Here is a 20,619-nt window from a genome sequence, read left to right on the forward strand (position 1 = left end):
GCGGGGGGGGCGGGGGGGGGCGGGGGCGGGGGGGGGGGGGGCGGGGGGCCGCCCCCCCCCCCGCCCCCCCCCCCCCCCCCCCCCCCCACCCCCACAGCGGGGTCTACTCCGTGTCGACAGAGCCGCCGGCCCGCGCCTCCGAGACGAGCGCCGCATGCTCCGTCTGCTCCAGGAAGCGGGACAGGGTGTCGCGGCTGCGGGTGAGGCACGCGATCTTGTCCTCCAGCCCGACCAGCTCGGCGGCGAGCATCTCTGCGACGGTGCGCGGGCACGAGTACGTGGCCTGCGCCTCCGCCTGCTCGAGGTCGAGGAGCGCCCGGATCAGGCGCGTCGGCACGCCCGACCGCACGAGGCTCGCGACGCGTACCACCTGCTCGACGTGCTCCTCGTCGTACGTGCGGTAGCCGTTCGCCTCGCGAGCGGCCTCGAGGAGGCCCTGCTGCTCGTAGTAGCGCACGAGGCGCGCGGACACGCCCGAGCGCCGGGCGAGCTCGCCGATCTTCATGCGGAACTCCTTCGCCGGAGGACTTGACCTTGACATTGATGTCAAAGTTTACGGTCGCAGACATGGAGATGTCAGCAGAGACCAACACCGCGCCCGAGGCCGCCCTCGAGCCCGCACCTGAGCCCGACCGTGCCCGGGCCGGCGCACCACTCCCCAGCGTCCCCGCCCCGCGCCTGCCGTGGCCCAGCCTGGTCGTCCTCGCGTTCGCGACCCTGGTCATGGTGACCGGCGAGATGCTCCCCACCGCCGTCCTGCCGCAGATGGGCGCGAGCCTCGGCGTCGGCGAGGACCGGATCGGCCTCCTCGTCGCGCTGTGGGCCGGTACGGTCGTGGTCGCGAGCCCGCTCCTCGTGGGGCTGGTCCGCGGGCGGGACCGGCGGGCCGTCATCGTGGTGGCGCTCGTCGTGTTCGCCGCGTCGGGCGTCATCGTGGCCGCCGCGGACACGTACGCCGTAGCCGTCGCGGGCCGGCTCCTCGGAGCGGCGGCCTGCGGGCTGCTCTGGTCCACGGTCAACGTGCACACCGCCGACGTCGTCCCCGAGCGCGAGCTCGGCCGTGCGATCTCCGTGGTGATCGGCGGGGCGACGCTGGGCATCGTCGTCGGAGTGCCGCTCACCAGCGCGGTCGCTCGGGCCTGGGACTGGCGCGCGGCCTTCGGGGGCCTCGCCGTCCTCGCGCTCGTCGCCGCGGTGCTCGTCCGGGTCGTGGTGGTGCGGGCGCCCGATGCACCCGCTGTGGCCGGCGCCGCGGGCGAGGCGGTGCCGGAGGGCGACCCGTCCGGCGTCGGACAGCGACGTGGGGCCCTCCGGGCCCTGGTCACCGTGACCGTGCTCGTCGCCGTCGTGCTGGTGGGGCACTTCGCGACGTACACGTTCGTGACGCGCCTGCTGGCGGAGCCGGCCGGCGCGGTGCCGGGCGGGATCAGCGGGCTGCTCCTCGTGTTCGGCGTGGCCTCGGCGGCGGGCGTCGTCGTCGCGGGTCGAGCGGGCGACCGGTGGCCGGCCGCGGCCCTGCCGGTCGCCTCGGCAATGGCCGGGCTGGCGCTGCTCGCCCTGCTCGGGGCGGGGCACAGCGCAGCGGCGGCTCTTCTCGTCGTCATCGCGTGGGGCATGGCCACGGGCGCGCTGCCGCCGCTCGCGCAGACGACGATCCTGCGCCTCGCCGGGTCCGGGCTGCGCGGGATCGCGGGCATGCTCATTCCGGTCGTGTTCAACCTGGGCATCGCCGTCGGGGCCGCTGCGGGCTCCGCGGTCGTGGACCGGTCCGGGCCCTGGGCGGTGCCGCTGCCGAGCGCGCTGCTGGTCGCCGTGGCGGCGGTCGCGCTGAGCGTGCTGATGCGGCGGCTGGGGGCACCGCGGCACGGGCTCGCCCGGCGGTAGGCGAGCCGGCCGGCGTCAGGGCCTCCGCCAGGCGTCGCTCGTCAGGTGCGACCCGGCCATGGGACCCATGCGCAGCATGCCGCCGTCGGCGACCCACGACGCTCCCGTCACGTACGCCGCCTTCGGGCTGCACAGGAAGGCGATGATCGCGGCGATCTCGCGCGCGTCGCCCGGCCTGCCGAGCGGGATCCCGTGGCGGACCTTGCCCTCGGGGCTCTCGTCCTCCTGGCCGGTCATCGCAGTCGTGATCTCACCGGGGGCCACGGCGTTCACGGTGATGCCGTGCTCGCCGAGCTCGAGCGCCGCGACCTGGGTGAGCATCCCCAGCCCCGCCTTGGCCGCGCAGTAGGGGCCGGCGCCGACGCGCGGCTGGTGCTCGTGCACGCTCGTGACGTTGACGATCCGCCCGCCGCGCCCGCCGGCGATCATGTGCCGGGCGGCGGCCTGCAGGATGAGGAACGGCCCGTCGAGGTCGGTCTCGATCACCGTGCGCCAGTGCTGGTGGTCGAGGTCGAGGAGCATCGTCGAGGAGCCCGTGCCAGCCACGTTGGCGAGCACGTCGACGCGCCCGAACGCGTCGGCGAGGTCGTCGACGACGCCTGCGATCGCCGGCATGTTCGTGACGTCGAGATACCGCAGCTCGGTCCGGGCTCCGTGCTCGGCGGCCTCGCGGGCGGTGTCCTGCGCCTTCGACTCGTCGGCGTACCAGCACAGGCCGACGTCGAAGCCGTCACGGGCGAGCGCGACGACGGTGGCTCGTCCGATGCCGGACTCGGACCCGGTGACGATGGCGGCGGGGCGGGGTGCGGTGGTCATGGACCAAGGCTGAGGAGGGAGCGGGCCGCTCGCACGCGTGCGGCCCGCCCCTGAGTCAGGGCGTGGTGCAGGCGAACGCGGTCGGCACCGAGGAGTCTGACGTCGGACGGGTCGCCTGGAGCCCCCACGTGACGCTCTGGCCCGGCGCCAGGCTGCCGTTCCAGGACTGGCTCGCCTCGGTCACGGTCTGGCCGCTCACGGTCGCCGCGGCCGGCCACGAACCGGCGTGGGTGTGGCCCGCCGGCAGCGTCACCGTCGAGCGCCATCCGCTGATCGACGAGGTGCCGCTGTTCGTGACGGTCACCGTCAGCGTGTACCCGCCGGTCCACTGGTTCTGGACCGCCGCCGAGGTGGTGCACCCGGCCGACCCACCGCCGTCGGGCAGCGAGGTGGTGACCGTGGTGACGGGGGAGTACGCGGAAGTGCCCGCTCCGTTCACCGCGCGGACGCGGTAGCGGTAGGTCGTGCCGGCGGCGAGTCCGGTGTCCGTGAAGGTCGTGGCGGCGGGCGAGCCCACGAGCGCCCAGGCGTCGCCCGACCCGGTGGCGCGCTCCACCTGGTAGCCCGTCACCGTGCCCGAGGCGGCGGCCCAGCCGAGGGTCAGGCCGGAGGACGTGACGTTCGACGTCGTCGGCGTGCCGGGCGCGCCCGGGACGGTGGGTTCGGTGCCGCCCCCGTTGGTGACCGACGCCGAGAAGGAGTTCACCGTCAGGCCCACTCCGCCGATCCACGGCTCGAAGCCCGCCTGGACGCTCGTGAGGTACCAGCTCGCGTCGCCGTACTGGGCGCCGCGCGTGAAGGTGTCGTCGACGAAGCCCATGACGTCGAACGACAGCGACCCGATCGGCGACGCCGATACGTATGACACCACGTTGTTGCTGCCGTTGTTGCCCGTCCAGACGGCCCACGTGCGCCCCGCGATCGTGGCGGTGCCGGTCTGCGAGCCGATCGGCTGGATCGAGCCCTGCCGGTTGAACCAGATCATGATCTCGGTGTCCTGCACGCCGCTGACGTCGGTGTTCGCGTTGAGCCAGATGTCGTACGACGCGTTGTACGTGCCGCTGCTCGTGTACGTGTAGCCGATGCTGGTCGGTGCGCTGCCGATCGTGCTGAGCTGCTTCGGCAACGGCGTGCCCGGGCTGCAGGTGCTGTAGTGGCAGCCGAGGAAGATCGACGGGTACGACACCGGCGTGCCCGACGTGTTCCCCACGCCGTCCTGCTGTGTGATCGTGAACCCGTTCGCGGTGGTGTCGATGCACTGCGTCGCGCCGGTGCCCCAGCGGTTGTTCTGGATCACGTAGCTCCCGGCGTCGACCGTGCCGTACTGCTCGCAGATCGTCGCGGCGCTCGCGGGGGCCGCGCCGACGACGGCCGTGACCATGCCCGCGGTGAGCGTCGCGAGCATGGTCACGAAGGCGAGCAGGAGCCGGGGGGTGCTCCGCCGCCTGTCGGTCGTGCTGGGGGACATGGCACTCCTTCGTGCGATGACGTCGGAGCCCGGGGGAGCTCCGGTGTCGAAGGTAGGCCGGCCCGGAGCTGGGTGTCAGGGGCGTGAATCGATTAGGGGCCGATCGAGGCCGCCTCTCTCGCCGCTACTTCCAGACGGTGATCTCGAGCGCGAAGGCGTCCGCGGCCTCGTCGACGCTGACGACACTGACGTCCGCGTAGCGGCCGGAGCTCGTCACGACGCAGAGGTGCTTGCCGAGGAGGGTCTGGGCGTCCGACACGAAGTCGGTGACGAGCGTCTGGGCAGCGCAGGTGGCGGCGTCGGGGGCTTCGTCCAGGATCGTCATCGTGTTGCTGGTGGTGGTGATGTCATCTCCGTGGTCGATGCAGAAGTCGCCCTCGGGGACGCCCCAGTTCGCCGCCGTGCTGTCGAGGTCGAGGCAGCTGCCGGAGTACAGCCCGATCGGAGTGCCGTCGGTGCTCCGGGCGACGTCGGCGGTGGCCGTGGAGCCGGTCGTGACCGGTGTCTCGCCGGTCGCCTCGAGCTGGGCCGTGAGGTCACCGACCTGCCCCGAGAGCTGCTCGTTCTCGGCGTTGAGCGTCGACACGTCCTGCTCGAGAGAGGCGATCGTCCGTTGCAGCGAGCTGACGCTCGGCGACCCGTCGAGGCCCGGCACGGAGGCGGCTCCGGTGCCGATGGCGACGGCGGCGGTAATGAGCGCGGCGGCGATCGTGCCGCCCGCGGTGATGACCGAGACCCAGATCTCCTTCGACAAGCCGGACCTCCCGCGGCCGGCTCCTGCTTCGTCGACGGGCGCGTCTGCCCACTTGTCACGCGGCGTGTCGAACGACATGAGCGCGCCGGCCTTTCTCTGGGTGCCATGGGAGGAGGAACTCCGACAAAGGTTACATACACCCGAGGGGTTGCGAAGTTCGGCGCCCGGGCTGCGGGCGATCGCCCGGAAGGGGCACTGGCTACCCACGCTGCCCGATGCCGGTCGCTCGCCTCAGGCTCGCGCGTCGCCTTCCGGGCCGGGTCGCCCCGGACCGGCGAAGTACGCCGTCGCGAGCCGCTTCGGCGCCCGCTCGAGCCACGCGTCGACGACGACCTCCTCGAGCCGCTCCGGGCTGATCGCGTCCAGGCGGACGAGCACCGCGGGGTAGCCGTCGAGGTGGGAGATCGTGAAGAACACGTCGGGGCTCTCGGCGATGAGCGCCTGCTTCTCGCCCTCGTCCGCGACGCGCGCACCGAGGATCAGGCCGTCCGGCGCCCCGTCGCCGAGCTCGGCCATGTCCTTCGCGCGGAGCGGCCGCTCCCAGACGAAGCCCTTGCCCGCGACGCACCACATCACGGCGCCCCAGGAAATCTTGTCGGTCACCTCGGGGAGCGCGGTCGCCAGCCGGCGGACGTCGTCGAGCGTGGGCATGTCACGACGGTAGCCCCGCCGGCTCGACGGCGTCCCGCGCCTTACCTCAGTTGCACGTTCCACATTTCCCGGACGTCAGGAGCTCCATGAAGCAGCTGGGGCAGACGCCGAGCTCGCGCTCCTGGGCCGGCTTCCCGCCGCGGCTCGCCGTCACGTATCCCGAGGGGAGATCTTCCCGCACGGTGAAGCCGTTGATGTGCTCGTCGACGTGGCCCTTGTGAAAGTGCGCGGTAGCGCCCATGCCCTTGCCCGGAGCCAACGCGATGTAGGTACCGGCCGGCGGGATCCAGAGGACCGTCGGGTCGTGCTCCGCTGCGATCTCGCGCATCCGAGAGCGGTTCTCGACCGGCGCCTGGTACGCCCGCATCGCCTCCTCGAACGTCGGGAAGTAGTGGCGCCGGCCGCCGGTCAGCACCCGGCGGCACGACGTGCAGAGCTCGTACTCGGCGATCTCCTCCGGGCTCGCCGACTGCATCATGGCGAACGACTTCTCGGTCTGGTGCTGGCAATCGTCGGAGTGCAGCATCCGCGACCCTGGGACGACGTACAGCTCATCGGGGGAGATACCTGCGGGCAAGTCAGTGGCCATGTCTCAGTGTGCGGGAAGACACGGACGCGGCCGACCGGGCGGCGTGAAGTGCAGCGCGCCTGCCAGCCACGGCGCCCGGCCCTGTGGATGTCCCGAGCGCCTACTGCGGTTCTCCAGGGCTGACGACCGGCACCCCCAGGTGCTCGGCGGCCCGGACCATCTGCTTGTCGTAGGTGACCACCGCGACGAGGTCGTCACCGAGGGCCGCAGCCGTCGCGATGTGGATGGCGTCGAGCGATCGGATGTGGACCGCGATCTCGGACGCATCCTTGACCACGCGGCGGCTGAGCTGACGCCGCGCAACCGGCGCCAGCACCGGGGCGATCCGCCCCTCGTGGTCCAGTCCCTCACGGACGGCAAAGCGAGCGAGCTCCACGTCCAGCAGGGTCGACGACGTGATCGCGATCTCCTCTCCGGCGCAGCCGACCAAGTAGCTCACGAGCTCGTCGGTGAACTCCTCGCGGCGGACCTGCTTCAGTGCGGCCGAGGTGTCGAGGTAGACGGCTCTCACAGGCGGTCCGACCGGAGCTCGTCGAGAACCTTGCCGGACGGCCTGCCGGGCGGGTCGTCGATCGGCGGAGTGAAGATCTTCGTGGTCGACGCCGCCACGTACTCGCCCTCGGCGACGAGCCGCTCGAACGGGCTGAGGCTGATCGGGACGATCCGCGCGATCGGCCGGCCGTGATCGGTCACCACGACCGCGTCCCCCCGCGAACCACGTCGAGCAGGCGGGTCAGTCCTGCTTGTCGTCCCTCGGCGCGAACGACCCCGGCTGGGTAGGCGGTGCCGGCCGGGCCGTCCGCGGCCTTGGCTGCACAGGCGGCGCGGGAGCCGCGCCGGGGGCGCCGGCGTCACGACCACGCACGCCACCCGTCGACCCCGGATCCACTGCCGCGGCCCGGTCCTCCTCGGAGTAGAACGCGCCCGCAGCAGCCGGTGCCCCCGGCCGGCCCCCCGGCGCGGCAGCCGCGTAGCGCATCCGTGACGTCCCGCGCGAGGTCGCGGCCATCGCGGCGCCGACGTTCCCCGCGTCGTACGTCAGCGACCGGTCGCGCCGCACGCCGAGCGACGCGCCCACCTCGATGGCGTCCTGGTTGGCACCCATGTACAGGAACGCCCACCCGTCCTTCGTCTCCTTCTCGGTGACGAGCGCCTTGATCGCGGCGTGCGTGTACTCCTTCGACGCGTTCTCGTACCCGTCGGTCATGATCCCGACGAGCACGGTCGCCGGCCGCTCGTCCTCAGGCAGCGCGGCGAGCCGCTCTGCGGTGGTGTGCACGAGCCGTGCGATCGAGTCGAGCAGCGCTGTGCTGCCGCGGGGCTCCAGCACGAGCGGCGGCACGTCGGCCACGGGCCGATCGGCATAGACCTCCTCGTACCGATCGTCGAACTGCGCGAGCGTCACGGTGCAGCTGCCGGGCGTGGCCTTCTGCTCCGCCATGTACAGGTTGAAGCCCTCGATCGTGGCACCCTTCATGGCCTGCATGGACCCGGACCGGTCGAGCAGCATCGCGATGTGGGTGGAGTTGGTGTCAGCCATGGTGCTCTCCTCGGGTCGGGCGGTCGATCGGGCTGGTCGGGGGCGGGTGTCAGGTACGACGGCGGAACCGCAGCGGCTCCACCGCGGGAGCCTCGGGCGGCTCCTGACCGCGCTCGCGGTCATACCGTGCGCGGGTCACGCCGCCAGACGTCACCCGCCCGTCGTGGCCGCCGTAAGCGGCGAGCGCGCTGGTGCGCGCGAGCCGCGGCGGCACCGTGTTGGGGGCCACCCCAGCCGCCTCGGCGACGGCCCGCATGGACTCCCCGGACAGGACGGCCTCGGCCATCGCCTCGTCGAGCGCCTCGTCGAGGAGCGCACGCGCCCTCGCCAGGTGCCCGACGGCGGCGCTCGCCTCGGCCTGCGACGCCGCCTCGAGCGCAGCGCGGGCCTGGGCCAGATGTGGCCGTGGTTCCGGGGAGCCAGTGGTGTGCGTCACGCGGCAAGTCTATGTGCAGTTACTGCACATGTGCAATAGGTGATCAGCGGGCCGTCGTCGGGAGCAGGCCAAGCCTCAGGCCGGCTCGTCCCAGCCCAGGTTGCGGGCGATCTTCTCCAGCGTCTGCAGGAGGTGCGCGTAGTCGTCGCCGTCGACGCCGCCCATGGTGCGCTCCCGGATCGCGCGGACGGCGTCCGACTGCACCCGGGTCGCGGTCTCGCGGCCCGACGCCGTGACCGTGAACCCGTCCGGGGTCTTTGCGACGAGTCCCGCCTCGATGAGCGGCGCCAGGTGCGTGGCGGCAGTCTCGCCGGGGCCGAGAAACGGCGCGACGGCGGTGTCGAGGTCGGCGGGCGACCGCGTGCCCGACTGCACCGTGTTGAGGAGCTGCCACTGGCGGCGCGTCAGGCCGACCTGCTCGGCGACCGCGCCGAACTGGTCGTCGATGAGCCGGTCGACGGTCTTGAGCCAGTAGCCGAGCGGGCGGATGGCGGGCATGAAACCTCCAGGTCGGCGCACGGGTCGGTGCCGCCCCCACCCTAGGAGGCGTCGTGCCGGCGCGCCGCAGGACGCGCCCCGCCGCCCCGCCGATGTCGGGGGCGGTTGATCGTCCGGGTCGGTCAGGCCGGGGCGTCCGTCTCGAAGTCGGCCGTCACGCTGGCCTCGACCTCGAGGTCGGCGGGGGAGAGCTCGACCTGACCGGCGTCGGCCGCCGCCATGGCGAACATGCGGCGCTCCGGGTGGCCGGAGCCGCCGGGACCGGCGGAGGGCCGCAGACCGTCCTCGTACACCGCGATCGGACGCACGGTCCCGAGCCCGAGGGCGGCCGCGTAGGCGTTGGCGCGGGCGACGGTCTCGCGCGCGGCCTCCGCCCGGACCTCGGCCAGCAGGGTGGCGCGTGTGTCGTCGGTGAGGTCCCAGTCGACGCCCTCGAGCTCGACGCCGTCGATCTCCAGAACCTCGGCGAGCCACGTCGACAGCGCGTCGAAGTCGGCGAACCTGACCGTCACGCCGGCGCGGGCGCGGAACCGGCGAACCTTCTGCTCGCCGAGGTCAGCGGCGGGCTTGACCCACTCGTCGTACGCGAACGCGTGCACCGACGACGCGTCCCACCGGGTCGCGGCGCCGGACTCCGTGTGCGCCCGTGCCTGCTCGACGAGCGCGCCATGGACACGCGCCGCCGCGGCCAGCACGTCGCCGCGGCCCGCCCCGGCGAACGACACGGCCAGTCGCGCGGTGCCGAGCTCTGCGGGATGGGTGCGCGTGGCGTGGCCTTCGACGGCGATGCGGGTCATGAGCCAAGGCCTACCACGCCGGCCCCAGCGCTGCCCACTCCCATGGGAGAGGTGAGCCGGTGCGCCCGGGCGACTCGCCGACGTCGGGCAGCCCGGCGGACGGAACGCCCGTTCTGGTAGTTTCTGCCCACGACCACGGGAGGACGCAGTGACTACTGACGCCGCAGCGGCACAGACCGCACCGGTTGAGGACCAGCCCCAGGCTGCCGAGACGGCCGGGCTGACCCGGCCAGCCGAGCCGGCGGCCGGGGTGACCGACGCGGCGCCCGAGGACGGCGCGCCCGCCACGCAGGAGGACGGTGCGCCGCGGACCCACGCGCTCGAGTCGCAGGCCGCCGAGCGGCTGCACCGGCTCCTCGAGTCCGGCGTCGAGAAGCTGCCGGGCGAGGTGAGCGGCACCGTGTCCCGCGTCGCCGTTGCGCTCGCGGTGTTCGGCAGCGAGATGACGAAGAAGGACCAGGAGAAGCCGCCGACGGCCCTCGCCGCCGAGGCCGTCGGGCTCTTCCGCAGCCTCGACGACGGTGAGCCCCAGACGCAGCGTGCCGCGCTCGAGACGGCCCTGTCCACGGTCGCGACCACGCTCGTCGGCGACGAGAAGCGCAACCAGGCGCTCGATGTCGCCGACGAGGCGATCTCGCTCTGGAAGAAGGTGACGCAGTCCGGCGGCGGCCTCGCGAAGTCCGACGCCATCCTCTCTCTGCGCGAGCTCGCGGGCACGCTGCGCAAGGAAGGTCGCGACGACGACGCCGACGAGACCGAGTCGGAGGCACGCCGGCTGGAGGCGTGACCCTCGGGCAGAGTCCGTGGCCAGGTCTCCGGGCTGGGAGGATGGGGTCATGCGCAGCGTGACCATCCTCGGCTCCACCGGTTCCATCGGCACCCAGGCCATCGACGTGGTCCTGCGGAACCCGGACCGGTTCCGGGTCGAGGCGCTGTCGGCGGGCGGGTCGGACCTGGCGGCCCTTGCCGCCCAGGCGGCGCGCCTCGGCGTGGCGGCGGTCGCGGTGGCCGACGCTGGAGCCCGCCCCGACCTGCAGCGTCACCTCGCCGTGGCGGGAGCGTCGGGCGTCGAGGTGCTCGCCGGGCCGGACGCCGCGACGGATCTGGCCGGCCGCGGCAGCGACGTGGTGCTCAACGGCATCACGGGATCGGTGGGCCTGCGCCCGACGCTCGCCGCGCTCGAGGCAGGCTCGACGCTCGCCCTCGCGAACAAGGAGTCGCTCGTGGTGGGCGGCGCGCTCGTGAAGGCGGCGTGGCAGCGGCCGGACCAGGTGGTGCCGGTCGACTCGGAGCACTCGGCGATCGCGCAGTCGCTGCGGTCCGGGGCGCGGTCGGAGGTGCGCAAGCTCGTGGTGACCGCGAGCGGCGGGCCGTTCCGCGGCCACACCCGCGAAGAGTTGCGCGACGTCACGCCCGCGCAGGCGCTCAGGCACCCCAACTTCTCCATGGGCCGCGTGATCACCACAAATTCCGCGACCCTCGTGAACAAGGGCCTGGAGATCATCGAGGCGCACCTCCTGTTCGACGTCCCCTTCGACCGGATCGACGTCGTGGTGCACCCGCAGCAGATGATCCACTCGATGGTGGAGTTCGTGGACGGGTCCACGATCGCCCAGGCCGGGCCGCCGCGGATGCTCGTGCCGATCGCGCTCGGGCTGTCGTGGCCGGACCGGCTGGCCGACGTCGACGTCGCGATCGACTGGACGCAGGCCGCGACGTGGGAGTTCGCCCCCCTCGACGACGACGCGTTCCCCGCCGTGCGGCTCGCCCGCCAGGTCGGCGAGGCCGCCGGCACGTTCCCCGCGGTGTACAACGCGGCGAACGAGGTGTGTGTGGACGCGTTCCATGACGGGACGATCGGCTTCCTCGACATCGTCGACACGGTCGCCGCCGTCGTTGCCGCGCACGACGGCGGCGACGCGTCGAGCGTCGAGGGCGTGCTTGACGCGGACGCGTGGGCGCGGGCTCGCGCGGCGGAGCTGATCAAGGCCGCGTGACCCGCCGAGACGTCTCGCGCGGGGCGGGTCAGAGGCGCGCCCACGCCTCCGTCAGCACGCCGCGCAGGATCTGCTCGATCTCGTCGAACTCGGCCTGCCCGGTCGTCAGCGGCGGCGCGAGCTGGATGACGGGGTCGCCGCGGTCGTCGGCGCGGCAGTAGAGCCCAGCGTCGAACAGGGCCCCGGACAGGAACCCGCGGAGCAGCCGCTCGGACTCCTCGCCCGAGAACGACTCCCGCGTCGACCTGTCCTTGACGAGCTCGATCCCGTAGAAGTACCCGGCGCCGCGCACGTCGCCGACGATCGGCAGGTCGAGCAGCTTCTCGAGTGTTCCTCGGAAGGCGGGCGCGTTCGCCTTGACCCGATCGGTCAGCCCCTCGGCCTCGAACACGTCGAGGTTCGCCATGGCGACCGCCGCGGACACCGGGTGGCCGCCGAACGTGTACCCGTGCGCGAACGACGCCGCCCCGGTCGCGAACGGCTCGAAGATCCGGTCGGAGACGATCGTCGCGCCGATGGGGGAGTACCCGGACGTCATGCCCTTGGCGCAGGTGATCATGTCGGGCACGTAGCCGAGGTCCTCGCACGCGAAGATCGACCCGATGCGTCCGAACGCGCAGATCACCTCGTCGGAGACGAGCAGCACGTCGTACTGGTCGCAGATTTCGCGCACGCGCGCGAAATACCCGGGCGGCGGAGGAAAGCAGCCGCCGGCGTTCTGCACCGGCTCGAGGAACACGGCAGCGACGGTCTCGGGCCCCTCCATGAGGATCATCTCCTCGATGCGGTCAGCGGCCCACAACCCGAACGCTTCGGGGTCGTCGCGCAGGTGCTCCGGCGCCCGGTAGAGGTTCGTGTTGGGAACCTTGAGCGTGCCGGGCACGAGGGGCTCGAACGGCTCCTTCAGCGTGGGCAGGCCCGTGACGGACAGCGCGCCGTGCGTGGTGCCGTGGTAGGCGATGGTCCGGGAGATCACCTTGTGCTTGCCTGGCCGCCCGACGAGCTTCCAGTACTGCTTGGCCAGCTTGAACGCGGTCTCGACGGCCTCGGACCCGCCCGTACTGAAGAACACGCGGTTGAGGTCGCCGGGCGCGAGGTCCGCGAGCCGCTCGGCGAGGTCGATCGCGGCGGGGTGCGCATACGACCAGAGCGGGAAGAACGCCAGCTCCTCCGCCTGCTTGGCGGCGGCCTCGGCCAGCGCCCGGCGCCCGTGGCCGGCCTGCACGACGAACAGCCCCGACAGCCCGTCGATGTACCGCTTGCCGTTCGCGTCCCAGATGTGGTGCCCTTCGCCGCGCACCATGGTCGCCACGCCGTTCTCCCACGCGGAGTGCCGGGTGAAGTGCCCCCAGAGGTTGCGGCGCGCGGCCGCGTCGCGCGGCGTCCCCTTCGGGGTGGTGGGCCCGACGACGGAGCTCACGCCGGCCGGACGCGTACGGAAGCCCAGAGGGTCCTGTGTCGTTGACTCGGTCATCGGGTTCCCCAGTTGTAGTTCTGCTTACGGAGCTTGAGGTAGACGAACGTCTCGGTGGCGTGCACCCCGGGCAGGGTGCGGATGTGCCGGTTGACGATCTCCAGGAGCTGGGCGTCGTCCTCGCACACCACCTCGACGAGGAGGTCGAAGCCGCCGGCGGTGATCACGACGTAGTCGACGCCCGGCACGTCCGCAAGGGCGTCGGCAAGGTCCTCGATGTCGCCGCTCGCGCGGATGCCGATCATCGCCTGCCGGGTGAAGCCCACCTGGATCGGGTCGGTGACCGCGACGATCTGCACGACGCCGCCGTCGACGAGCTTCTGGACGCGCTGGCGCACGGCGGCCTCCGACAGTCCGACCGCCTGCGCGATCGCCGCGTAGGACCGCCGGCCGTCGTCCTGGAGCTGCTCGATGATCGCCTTCGACACGTGGTCGAGTGGCGGCGACGAGGTCGCCGCGGTGCGCTGGGCCATGGCTGAATGCTGACCACCTCCGGCGGCGAATTGCAAGCCGATCCGTCGCCGTCCATGCCTTCAGCCACGGATTCCGCGAGAATTTACGGGTAGGAAACACGGAATCCCTCGTGGTTCACGCCTGCGTCCTCTACGGTCCTAGCCACACGGGACGCAGGACTGACCTGAGGAGAATCGTGACCACGACCGCACCGGGCACCACGACGCTCGCCAACTTCGTGGGCGGCGAGCGCGTGGCCGCCGCCGACGGACGCACGCTCGACGTCGTGGACCCGAGCACCGGCGAGGCGTACGCGTCGGCCCCGCTCAGCGGGGCGGCCGACGTCGACGCCGCCTACGCCGCCGCCTCGGCGGCGTTCGGCGAGTGGCGCGAGTCCACTCCCGCCGAGCGGCAGCTCGCCCTGCTCCGCATCGCCGACGCCGTCGACGCCCGCGCGGACGAGCTCGTCGCCGCGGAGTCCCGGAACACGGGCAAGCCCCTGCACCTGACCGCCACCGACGAGGTGCCGCCGTGCGCGGACCAGCTCCGGTTCTTCGCCGGCGCCGCTCGCGTCCTCGACGGCCTGTCGGCCGGGGAGTACGCGAAGGGCCTGACGTCGTGGGTCCGCCGGGAGCCCGTGGGCGTCGTCGGGCAGGTCACGCCCTGGAACTACCCGCTGATGATGGCAGTGTGGAAGATCGCGCCGGCGCTCGCGGCGGGCAACACGATCGTCCTCAAGCCGTCCGAGACCACGCCGGTCTCGACGCTGCTCCTGGCCGAGATCGCGGCCGAGCACCTGCCCGCGGGCGTGCTCAACGTGGTGTGCGGCGACCGGGACACGGGCCGCGCGCTCGTCGCCCACGGCCGTCCCGACATGGTCGCGATCACCGGATCGGTCCGCGCGGGCATGGAGGTCGCGAGCGCCGCCTCGGCCGACGTCAAGCGCGTCCACCTCGAGCTGGGCGGCAAGGCACCCGTCGTCGTCTTCGACGACGCCGACGTGGCGGCCGCCGCGGAGGGCATCGCCGCGGCCGGCTTCTACAACGCCGGGCAGGACTGCACGGCCGCCACCCGCGTGCTCGTCCACGAGAAGGTCGCGGGCGCGTTCACCGAGGCGCTCACCGAAGCGGCGCGCGGCACCCGCACGGCCGCGCCGGACGACCCGGAGGCCGCATACGGACCGGTCAACAACGCCACGCAGCTCGAGCGGGTCCTGGGCTTCGTCGAGCGGCTGCCGTCCCACGCGACGGTCGAGACGGGCGGCAACCGTGTCGGCACCAGGGGCTACTTCCACGAGCCCACCGTGATCAGCGGGCTGCGGCAGGACGACGAGGCGGTGCGGACCGAGATCTTCGGCCCCGTCATCACCGTGCAGACGTTCGCCGACGAGGCTGAGGCCGTGCGCCTCGCCAACGACGTGACGTACGGACTCTCGAGCTCCGTCTGGACCAGAGACCACGCGACGGCGCTGCGCATGTCGCGTGCGCTGGACTTCGGCGTCGTCTGGATCAACACCCACATCCCGTTCGTCGCCGAGATGCCGCACGGCGGCTTCAAGCACTCCGGCTACGGCAAGGACCTCTCCTTGTACGGGTTCGAGGACTACACCCGCATCAAGCACGTCATGAGCGCTTTCTGAGCACCGAGGAGACCCGAGTGAGCACCTTCCGTCGTCGTCCCCCCGCCGATCCCGCGGTCCGCTTGCTGATCGCCGCGCAGCGGCGCGCGGCGGCCGCCAGGCTGTCGCGGCGCGGCTTCCTGGCCGGCTCGCTCGGCGTGGCCGGGGTGGGCCTGCTCGCCGCGTGCGGCACCGGCGGCGCACCCGCGGCCGCCGGTGGGAGCACCCCCGGCACCGACCTGAGCGAGACCGAGAAGCTCGTCCGCTGGGCCAACTGGACCCTCTACCTGGACATGGACGACGACGGGGTCACGTACCCGACGCTCGAGGCGTTCACCGAGAAGTCCGGGATCGAGGTGGAGTACACCGAGGACGTCGACGACAACGACACGTTCTACGGCAAGGTGCAGGGCCAGCTCGCCTCGGGCCAGGACATCGGCTACGACATCGTGACGCTGACCGACTGGATGGCCGGCCGCATGGTGCGCCTGGGATACACCCAGGAGCTGGACCGCTCCCGCATCCCCAACGCGGACAACATCCTGCCGAACCTCGCGGAGGTCGACTTCGACCCGGGCCGCGCGCACACCCTGACGTGGCAGTCGGGCTTCGGCGGCCTGGCGTGGGCGAAGGACAAGGTGCCGGCCGGTCTGCGCGGCGTCTCCGACCTCTGGGCACCCGAGCTCGCCGGGCGCGTCGAGGTTCTGTCCGAGATGCGTGACACGATCGGCCTCATCATGTTCGACCAGGGCGTCGACCCGGCGAGCGACTGGGGCGACGACGAGTTCGACGCCGCGCTGGCCTTCCTCAAGGAGAAGATCGACTCCGGCCACATCCGCCAGGTCAAGGGCAACTCGTACACCCAGGACCTCGTCTCGGGCGACGCCTACGCCGTGATCGGCTGGTCGGGTGACATCACCGGCCTCAACTACGAGAACGACGACCGCTTCGAGTTCGCGATCCCCGAGGCGGGCGGCACGCTCTGGTCGGACAACCTCATGGTCCCCGTCGGCGCGACGCACAAGGCGAACGCCGAGGACCTCATGAACTACTACTACGACCCCGAGATTGCCGCCGAGGTCGCGGCCTGGGTCAACTACATCACCCCGGTGTCGGGTGCCCAGGACGCGATGGCGGCCATCGACCCCGAGCTCGCGGAGAACACGATGATCTTCCCCGACGAGGCGACCCTGTCGAAGGTCAGCGTCTTCCGCACGCTCACGCCGGAGGAGGAGACCACGTACAACGGCGCGTTCCTCGACGTGATCGGCGCCTGACATGACCGCTGCACCCGCCCTGGAGCTGTGGGGCGTCCGCAAGGAGTTCGGCGGCCAGGTGGCTGTCGACGGCGTCGACCTCGAGGTCCCGGAGGGGTCCTTCTTCGCCCTCCTGGGCCCGTCAGGGTGCGGGAAGACGACAACCCTGCGGATGGTCGCCGGCCTGGAGCAGCCCACCGCCGGCGCCGTCTCGATCGGCGGCCGGGACGTCACCGGCACGCCGGCCCACCGCCGCCCGGTCAACACGGTCTTCCAGAGCTACGCCCTGTTCCCGCACCTGAGCGTGCTGCAGAACGTCGAGTTCGGCCTGCGCCGCCAGCGCGTGCCCGACGCTCGGGCGCGGGCGCTCGCGGGTCTGCAGACGGTCCGGCTCGCCCACCTCGCCGACCGCCGCCCGGCCCAGCTCTCCGGCGGTCAGCAGCAGCGGATCGCCCTGGCTCGTGCGATCGTCAACAACCCGTCGGTGCTCCTGCTCGACGAGCCCCTCGGCGCGCTGGACCTGGCCCTGCGCCGGGCGATGCAGCTCGAGCTCAAGCGCATCCAGGCCGAGGCCGGGCTGACGTTCGTGCACGTCACGCACGACCAGGAGGAGGCCATGACCATGGCCGACACGGTCGCCGTGATGAACGCCGGCCGCATCGAGCAGCTCGGTCCGCCGGCGGAGCTGTACGAGCTCCCGCGCACCCCGTTCGTCGCGACGTTCCTCGGCCGGTCGAACCTCGTCGCGGGAACGGTGGTCGAGGGCTCCGGCGGCGTCCTGGGGGTCGAGGTGGCGGGGGCCCGCCTTCAGGTCCCGGCGGACCGGTCCGCCGTGTCCGACGGACCGGTCCTGCTCGGCGTGCGGCCCGAGAAGGTGCGGCTCTCTGCCCAGGGCGAGCCACCGCCGTCGGGCAGCAACGTCCTCGGGCCGGGGACGGTGACCGACGTGTCCTTCACCGGTGTGTCCACGGCCTACCAGGTGGACCTCGGCGCCCTCGGCGTCCACGAGGTCTTCGCGCAGAACACGACCGGCGCGCCGACGTCGCGCCCCGGCGACACGGTCCACCTCGCCTGGGACGTGGACTTCACATTCGGCCTCGTGCCCGACGCGGCGGCCGCGTCATGAGCCTCACCATGGCTCTCGTGTCACCCGCCCAGGGAGCCGACGGCGGGGCCTCCGAGGAGGTGGCCGCCCGACGGCGGGGGCGCACCGGCGTCGGGCTGCTGCTGCCCGGTGCGATCTACCTGGTGGCCTTCTTCGCCGTGCCCGTGCTGGCGCTGCTCGCCACGTCGCTGTACGCGCCCGTGCCGGGCGGCGACGTCGGCCAGTACCTGCCCGCGCTGCGCTGGGAGAACTACGCCGCCGCGCTCGGGAAGTTCTGGCCGGAGCTGCTGCGGTCCTTCTGGTTCGCGCTGCTCGCGACGGTCGCGGCGCTGGTCGTCGGGTACCCCGTCGCGTACGTCATCGCGGTGCGGGCGCGCGGGCACCGGCTGCTGCAGGGCGTGCTGCTCGTGCTCGTCGTCGCGCCGTTCTTCACCAGCTTCATCCTGCGCACCATCGCGTGGAAGCAGGTCCTCGCCGACGACGCGTTCGTCGTCGCGTCCCTGCGGTGGCTCCACGTGCTGCCCGACGACGGGCGCCTGACCGCGACCGCCTTCGCCGTCGTGGCGGGCCTGGCCTACAACTTCCTGCCGTTCATGATCCTGCCCGTCTACGCCAGCCTCGAGCGGCTCGACGTGCGGATGATCGAGGCCGGCGGCGACCTGTACGCCGGGCCCTTCACCACGTTCCGCACCGTGACGCTGCCGCTGTCGATGCCCGGGGTCGTGTCGGGAACCCTGCTGACGTTCATCCCGGCCGCAGGCGACTACGTCAGCGCGAGCCTCCTGGGCAACCCGACGACGACCACGATGATCGGGCAGGTCATCGACTCGCGGTTCTTCCGCGTCCTCGACTACCCGACCGCGGCCGCGCTGTCCGTGGTGCTCATGGTCGTCATCGCCCTGCTCGTCACGGCGTACGTCCGCAGAACCGGGACGGAGGACCTGCTGTGAGCCCCGTCCGCCTGCGCACCGCGCCCGAGATTCCCGGCCACCGCAGCCCGCGGCGATGGCGGCTCGCGGACGCCGTCGTGCCCGCGTTCGCCGGGCTGGCGTTCCTGTACCTGCTCGTGCCCGTCGCGTACACCGTCGCGTTCTCCTTCAACGACGCCGGGAAGTCGAACCTCGTCTGGCGCGGCTTCACCTGGGACAACTGGGCGAACCCGTGCGGTGCGCCGCAGGTGTGCAAGGCGTTCGCCAACTCGCTCCAGGTCGGGCTGCTGTCGACCCTTGTCGCGACCGTGCTGGGCACCCTCGTCGCGATCGCTCTCGTCCGCTACCGGTTCCGCGGTCGCGCCCTGGCGAACCTGCTCGTCTTCCTGCCGATGTCCACGCCCGAGGTGGTGCTCGGCGCCGCGCTGCTCGCCCAGTTCCTCACGCTCCGCGTGCCGCTCGGTTTCTGGACCGTCGTCATCGCCCACGTCATGTTCAACGTGTCGTTCGTGGTGGTCACGGTCAAGGCACGTGTGCAGTCCATGGACCCGCGGCTCGAGGAGGCCGCCGCCGACCTGTACGCCACGCCTTGGCAGGCGTTCTGGCGGGTCACGTTCCCGTTGCTCCTGCCCGGCATCCTCGCGGCGGCGCTGCTCGCCTTCTCGCTCAGCTTCGACGACTTCATCGTCACCAGCTTCAACTCCGGTCCGTACACGACGTTCCCGAAGTTCGTCTACGTGTCGGCGACCCGCGGGATCCCGCCGCAGGCGAACGTGATCGGGACGGCCATGTTCGTCCTCGCCCTGGCCGTGGTGGTCGGGGCGCAGGTGGTGACCGCGGCCCGCCGCCGTGCCACGCGCACTGCGGCAGCCAGGCCGGAAGGGAGCGCACCGTGAGGATCCTCGTGGTCGGGTCGGGCGGGGTCGGCGACGCCGTCGCCCGCATCGCCGCCCGGCGGGACTTCTTCGAGACTATGGTCGTGGCGGACCACGACCTCGGCCGCGCCCGGCGCACCGTCGCCGCCGCCCGCGCCGGCGACCGGAACGCCCCCGAGGGCCACGGGCGGTTCGTCGCCGCGCACGTGGACGCGTCGTCGGCCGACGCCGTCGCCGCCCTGGCCCGCGAGCACTCGGTGACCCACGTCCTCAACGCCGTCGACCCGCGCTTCGTGCTGCCCGTCTTCGAGGGGGCGCTCGCTGCGGGGGCCGACTACCTCGACATGGCGATGTCGCTGTCCCGGCCGCACCCCGAGCGACCGTACGAGCTGACCGGTGTGAAGCTCGGCGACGCGCAGTTCGCGCGGTCGGGCGCGTGGGAGGCCGCGGGCCGGCTGGCGCTCGTGGGCATGGGAGTGGAGCCCGGGCTGTCGGACGTGCTCGCCCGCTACGCCCACGACCACCTGTTCAGCCGGATCGACGAGCTCGGCGTCCGCGACGGCGCGAACCTGGTGGTGCGCGGCGAGGACGGCGAGCCCGTGTTCGCCCCTTCCTTCTCCATCTGGACCACGATCGAGGAGTGTCTCAACCCGCCGGTCGTGGGGGGGGGGGGGCGGGGCGCGGGGGCCCGGGGGGGGGGCGGGGGGCACCCCACCCCCGCCGCCCGGCGGGCCCCCGCCCCCCGGGGGGGGGGGGGGGGCCCCCGCCCCCCCCCCCCCCCCCCCCCGGGGGGGGGGCGCCCCCCCGCGGGGGGGGGGGGGGCCCCCCCCCCCCCCCCCCCCCCACGGGGGTGACGGCTGGTACACCCTGCCGCCGTTCCACGAGCCCGAGGTGTTCGACTTCCCCGACCCGATCGGGCCCGTCGAGTGCGTGCACGTCGAGCACGAGGAGGTGCTCCTCATGCCACGCTGGCTCGACGCCGCGACGGTGACGTTCAAGTACGGGCTCGGTGAGGAGTTCATCGGCGTGCTCAGGACGCTGCACGCGCTCGGGCTCGACTCCACGACGCCCGTGACCGTGCGAGGCATCGAGGTGGCGCCCCGGGACGTCGTCGCGGCCGTGCTGCCCGACCCGGCGACCATCGGTCCCCGGATGACCGGGTCGACGTGCGCGGGCGTGCTCGTGCGGGGACTGGGCACGGACGGGGAGCCGCGCGAGGTCTACCTGCACCACATCGTGTCGAACGAGTGGTCCATGGCCGAGTACGGGGCACAGTGCGTCGTGTGGCAGACGGCGGTGAACCCCGTGGTCGCCCTCGAGCTGCTCGCGACCGGGGTGTGGTCCGGGGCGGGCGTGGCCGGCCCGGAGGCGTTCGACGCCGGGCCGTTCCTCGAGCTGCTGGCCGCGCCTGCCCCGATCGGGTACGGCTCGCCCTGGGCGCTCCAGGAGCGCTGACCCACGACGGAAAGGCTCGGCCCA

General features: G+C 72.7%; 22 protein-coding genes and 1 pseudogene. 9 read left to right on the top strand and 14 right to left on the bottom strand.

Features of this window, described 5'->3' with window-relative positions; translation table 11 throughout:
• Nucleotides 1-103: 103 nt before the first annotated feature.
• Nucleotides 104-505 (bottom strand): MerR family transcriptional regulator, encoded by a 402-nt coding sequence (locus L1785_RS18225; protein WP_236090723.1) that lies wholly within the window; start codon nucleotides 503-505, stop codon nucleotides 104-106.
• 62 nt (nucleotides 506-567) lie between these two features.
• Between L1785_RS18225 and L1785_RS18230 the strand changes: the two genes are divergently transcribed.
• Complete coding sequence (locus L1785_RS18230) at nucleotides 568-1,884, top strand: MFS transporter (protein WP_236090724.1); 1,317 nt, start codon at nucleotides 568-570, stop codon at nucleotides 1,882-1,884.
• Nucleotides 1,885-1,899: 15 nt separating this feature from the next.
• Here L1785_RS18230 and L1785_RS18235 read toward each other — a convergent pair whose 3' ends face one another.
• From L1785_RS18235 to L1785_RS18285, 11 genes are all read right to left on the bottom strand, one after another.
• Nucleotides 1,900-2,700, bottom strand: a complete 801-nt coding sequence (locus L1785_RS18235) for an SDR family oxidoreductase (RefSeq protein ID WP_236090725.1) — start codon at nucleotides 2,698-2,700, stop codon at nucleotides 1,900-1,902.
• Between the two features lie 55 nt (nucleotides 2,701-2,755).
• Nucleotides 2,756-4,168, bottom strand: a complete 1,413-nt coding sequence (locus L1785_RS18240) for a GH12 family glycosyl hydrolase domain-containing protein (RefSeq protein ID WP_236090726.1) — start codon at nucleotides 4,166-4,168, stop codon at nucleotides 2,756-2,758.
• A gap of 124 nt (nucleotides 4,169-4,292) precedes the next feature.
• Nucleotides 4,293-5,000 (bottom strand): hypothetical protein, encoded by a 708-nt coding sequence (locus tag L1785_RS18245; RefSeq protein ID WP_236090727.1) that lies wholly within the window; start codon nucleotides 4,998-5,000, stop codon nucleotides 4,293-4,295.
• A gap of 153 nt (nucleotides 5,001-5,153) precedes the next feature.
• Nucleotides 5,154-5,573: an MmcQ/YjbR family DNA-binding protein gene (locus L1785_RS18250; protein WP_236090728.1), complete on the bottom strand. Its 420-nt coding sequence runs from the start codon at nucleotides 5,571-5,573 to the stop codon at nucleotides 5,154-5,156.
• Between the two features lie 46 nt (nucleotides 5,574-5,619).
• A complete protein-coding gene (locus L1785_RS18255) occupies nucleotides 5,620-6,162 on the bottom strand; it encodes a hypothetical protein (RefSeq protein ID WP_236090729.1) in 543 nt (180 codons plus the stop codon).
• Nucleotides 6,163-6,262: 100 nt separating this feature from the next.
• Nucleotides 6,263-6,673 (bottom strand): type II toxin-antitoxin system VapC family toxin, encoded by a 411-nt coding sequence (locus tag L1785_RS18260; RefSeq protein WP_236090730.1) that lies wholly within the window; start codon nucleotides 6,671-6,673, stop codon nucleotides 6,263-6,265.
• On the bottom strand, nucleotides 6,670-6,855 hold the full coding sequence (locus L1785_RS18265) for a hypothetical protein (protein ID WP_236090731.1): 186 nt from the start codon (nucleotides 6,853-6,855) through the stop codon (nucleotides 6,670-6,672). Before L1785_RS18265 ends, L1785_RS18260 begins: the two co-directional genes overlap by 4 nt.
• Nucleotides 6,856-6,895: 40 nt before the next feature.
• Entirely contained in the window at nucleotides 6,896-7,702 is an 807-nt protein-coding gene (locus L1785_RS18270) for a vWA domain-containing protein (protein WP_236090732.1), read from the bottom strand.
• Nucleotides 7,703-7,751: 49 nt separating this feature from the next.
• Nucleotides 7,752-8,138, bottom strand: a complete 387-nt coding sequence (locus L1785_RS18275; RefSeq protein ID WP_236090733.1) for a hypothetical protein — start codon at nucleotides 8,136-8,138, stop codon at nucleotides 7,752-7,754.
• A gap of 75 nt (nucleotides 8,139-8,213) precedes the next feature.
• A complete protein-coding gene (locus tag L1785_RS18280; RefSeq protein WP_236090734.1) occupies nucleotides 8,214-8,636 on the bottom strand; it encodes a MarR family winged helix-turn-helix transcriptional regulator in 423 nt (140 codons plus the stop codon).
• Nucleotides 8,637-8,758: 122 nt separating this feature from the next.
• Complete coding sequence (locus L1785_RS18285; protein WP_236090735.1) at nucleotides 8,759-9,433, bottom strand: SIMPL domain-containing protein; 675 nt, start codon at nucleotides 9,431-9,433, stop codon at nucleotides 8,759-8,761.
• A gap of 148 nt (nucleotides 9,434-9,581) precedes the next feature.
• Between L1785_RS18285 and L1785_RS18290 the strand changes: the two genes are divergently transcribed.
• Complete coding sequence (locus L1785_RS18290; protein WP_236090736.1) at nucleotides 9,582-10,220, top strand: hypothetical protein; 639 nt, start codon at nucleotides 9,582-9,584, stop codon at nucleotides 10,218-10,220.
• A 49-nt stretch (nucleotides 10,221-10,269) separates the two neighbouring features.
• Nucleotides 10,270-11,430, top strand: a complete 1,161-nt coding sequence (dxr, locus tag L1785_RS18295; RefSeq protein ID WP_236090737.1) for a 1-deoxy-D-xylulose-5-phosphate reductoisomerase — start codon at nucleotides 10,270-10,272, stop codon at nucleotides 11,428-11,430.
• 28 nt (nucleotides 11,431-11,458) lie between these two features.
• Here dxr and L1785_RS18300 read toward each other — a convergent pair whose 3' ends face one another.
• Together L1785_RS18300 and L1785_RS18305 are read right to left on the bottom strand one after the other, a co-directional pair.
• Nucleotides 11,459-12,904 carry an aspartate aminotransferase family protein gene (locus L1785_RS18300; RefSeq protein ID WP_236090738.1) on the bottom strand — a complete coding sequence of 482 codons (1,446 nt, stop codon included), beginning with the start codon at nucleotides 12,902-12,904 and terminating at the stop codon, nucleotides 11,459-11,461.
• Nucleotides 12,901-13,377: an Lrp/AsnC family transcriptional regulator gene (locus tag L1785_RS18305; RefSeq protein WP_236090739.1), complete on the bottom strand. Its 477-nt coding sequence runs from the start codon at nucleotides 13,375-13,377 to the stop codon at nucleotides 12,901-12,903. The genes L1785_RS18300 and L1785_RS18305 overlap by 4 nt, the downstream gene beginning before the upstream one ends.
• Before the next feature lie 176 nt (nucleotides 13,378-13,553).
• Between L1785_RS18305 and L1785_RS18310 the strand changes: the two genes are divergently transcribed.
• The 6 genes and pseudogenes from L1785_RS18310 (at nucleotide 13,554) to L1785_RS23420 (ending at nucleotide 20,595) form a co-directional block, all read left to right on the top strand.
• Complete coding sequence (locus tag L1785_RS18310) at nucleotides 13,554-14,996, top strand: aminobutyraldehyde dehydrogenase (RefSeq protein WP_236090740.1); 1,443 nt, start codon at nucleotides 13,554-13,556, stop codon at nucleotides 14,994-14,996.
• Between the two features lie 17 nt (nucleotides 14,997-15,013).
• Nucleotides 15,014-16,252 carry a polyamine ABC transporter substrate-binding protein gene (locus L1785_RS18315; protein WP_236090741.1) on the top strand — a complete coding sequence of 413 codons (1,239 nt, stop codon included), beginning with the start codon at nucleotides 15,014-15,016 and terminating at the stop codon, nucleotides 16,250-16,252.
• A gap of 1 nt (nucleotide 16,253) precedes the next feature.
• Nucleotides 16,254-17,357, top strand: a complete 1,104-nt coding sequence (locus L1785_RS18320) for an ABC transporter ATP-binding protein (protein ID WP_236090742.1) — start codon at nucleotides 16,254-16,256, stop codon at nucleotides 17,355-17,357.
• 8 nt (nucleotides 17,358-17,365) lie between these two features.
• Entirely contained in the window at nucleotides 17,366-18,286 is a 921-nt protein-coding gene (locus L1785_RS18325; RefSeq protein ID WP_236090743.1) for an ABC transporter permease, read from the top strand.
• Complete coding sequence (locus tag L1785_RS18330) at nucleotides 18,283-19,161, top strand: ABC transporter permease (RefSeq protein ID WP_372461884.1); 879 nt, start codon at nucleotides 18,283-18,285, stop codon at nucleotides 19,159-19,161. The genes L1785_RS18325 and L1785_RS18330 overlap by 4 nt, the downstream gene beginning before the upstream one ends.
• Nucleotides 19,158-20,595: pseudogene (locus L1785_RS23420) on the top strand (saccharopine dehydrogenase family protein). The gene L1785_RS18330 and the pseudogene L1785_RS23420 overlap by 4 nt, the downstream one beginning before the upstream one ends.
• Nucleotides 20,596-20,619 lie beyond the last annotated feature (24 nt).

Source organism: Antribacter soli, from assembly GCF_021568775.1.
GTDB classification, from domain to species: domain Bacteria; phylum Actinomycetota; class Actinomycetes; order Actinomycetales; family Cellulomonadaceae; genus Antribacter; species Antribacter soli.

Coding starts and splice junctions, on each gene's coding strand:
- L1785_RS18225 (WP_236090723.1), bottom strand. CDS start 505: ATGAAGATCGGCGAGCTCGCCCGGCGCTCGGGCGTGTCCGCGCGCCTC.
- L1785_RS18230 (WP_236090724.1), top strand. CDS start 568: ATGGAGATGTCAGCAGAGACCAACACCGCGCCCGAGGCCGCCCTCGAG.
- L1785_RS18235 (WP_236090725.1), bottom strand. CDS start 2,700: ATGACCACCGCACCCCGCCCCGCCGCCATCGTCACCGGGTCCGAGTCC.
- L1785_RS18240 (WP_236090726.1), bottom strand. CDS start 4,168: ATGTCCCCCAGCACGACCGACAGGCGGCGGAGCACCCCCCGGCTCCTG.
- L1785_RS18245 (WP_236090727.1), bottom strand. CDS start 5,000: ATGTCGTTCGACACGCCGCGTGACAAGTGGGCAGACGCGCCCGTCGAC.
- L1785_RS18250 (WP_236090728.1), bottom strand. CDS start 5,573: ATGCCCACGCTCGACGACGTCCGCCGGCTGGCGACCGCGCTCCCCGAG.
- L1785_RS18255 (WP_236090729.1), bottom strand. CDS start 6,162: ATGGCCACTGACTTGCCCGCAGGTATCTCCCCCGATGAGCTGTACGTC.
- L1785_RS18270 (WP_236090732.1), bottom strand. CDS start 7,702: ATGGCTGACACCAACTCCACCCACATCGCGATGCTGCTCGACCGGTCC.
- L1785_RS18280 (WP_236090734.1), bottom strand. CDS start 8,636: ATGCCCGCCATCCGCCCGCTCGGCTACTGGCTCAAGACCGTCGACCGG.
- L1785_RS18285 (WP_236090735.1), bottom strand. CDS start 9,433: ATGACCCGCATCGCCGTCGAAGGCCACGCCACGCGCACCCATCCCGCA.
- dxr (WP_236090737.1), top strand. CDS start 10,270: ATGCGCAGCGTGACCATCCTCGGCTCCACCGGTTCCATCGGCACCCAG.
- L1785_RS18300 (WP_236090738.1), bottom strand. CDS start 12,904: ATGACCGAGTCAACGACACAGGACCCTCTGGGCTTCCGTACGCGTCCG.
- L1785_RS18305 (WP_236090739.1), bottom strand. CDS start 13,377: ATGGCCCAGCGCACCGCGGCGACCTCGTCGCCGCCACTCGACCACGTG.
- L1785_RS18320 (WP_236090742.1), top strand. CDS start 16,254: ATGACCGCTGCACCCGCCCTGGAGCTGTGGGGCGTCCGCAAGGAGTTC.
- L1785_RS18325 (WP_236090743.1), top strand. CDS start 17,366: ATGGCTCTCGTGTCACCCGCCCAGGGAGCCGACGGCGGGGCCTCCGAG.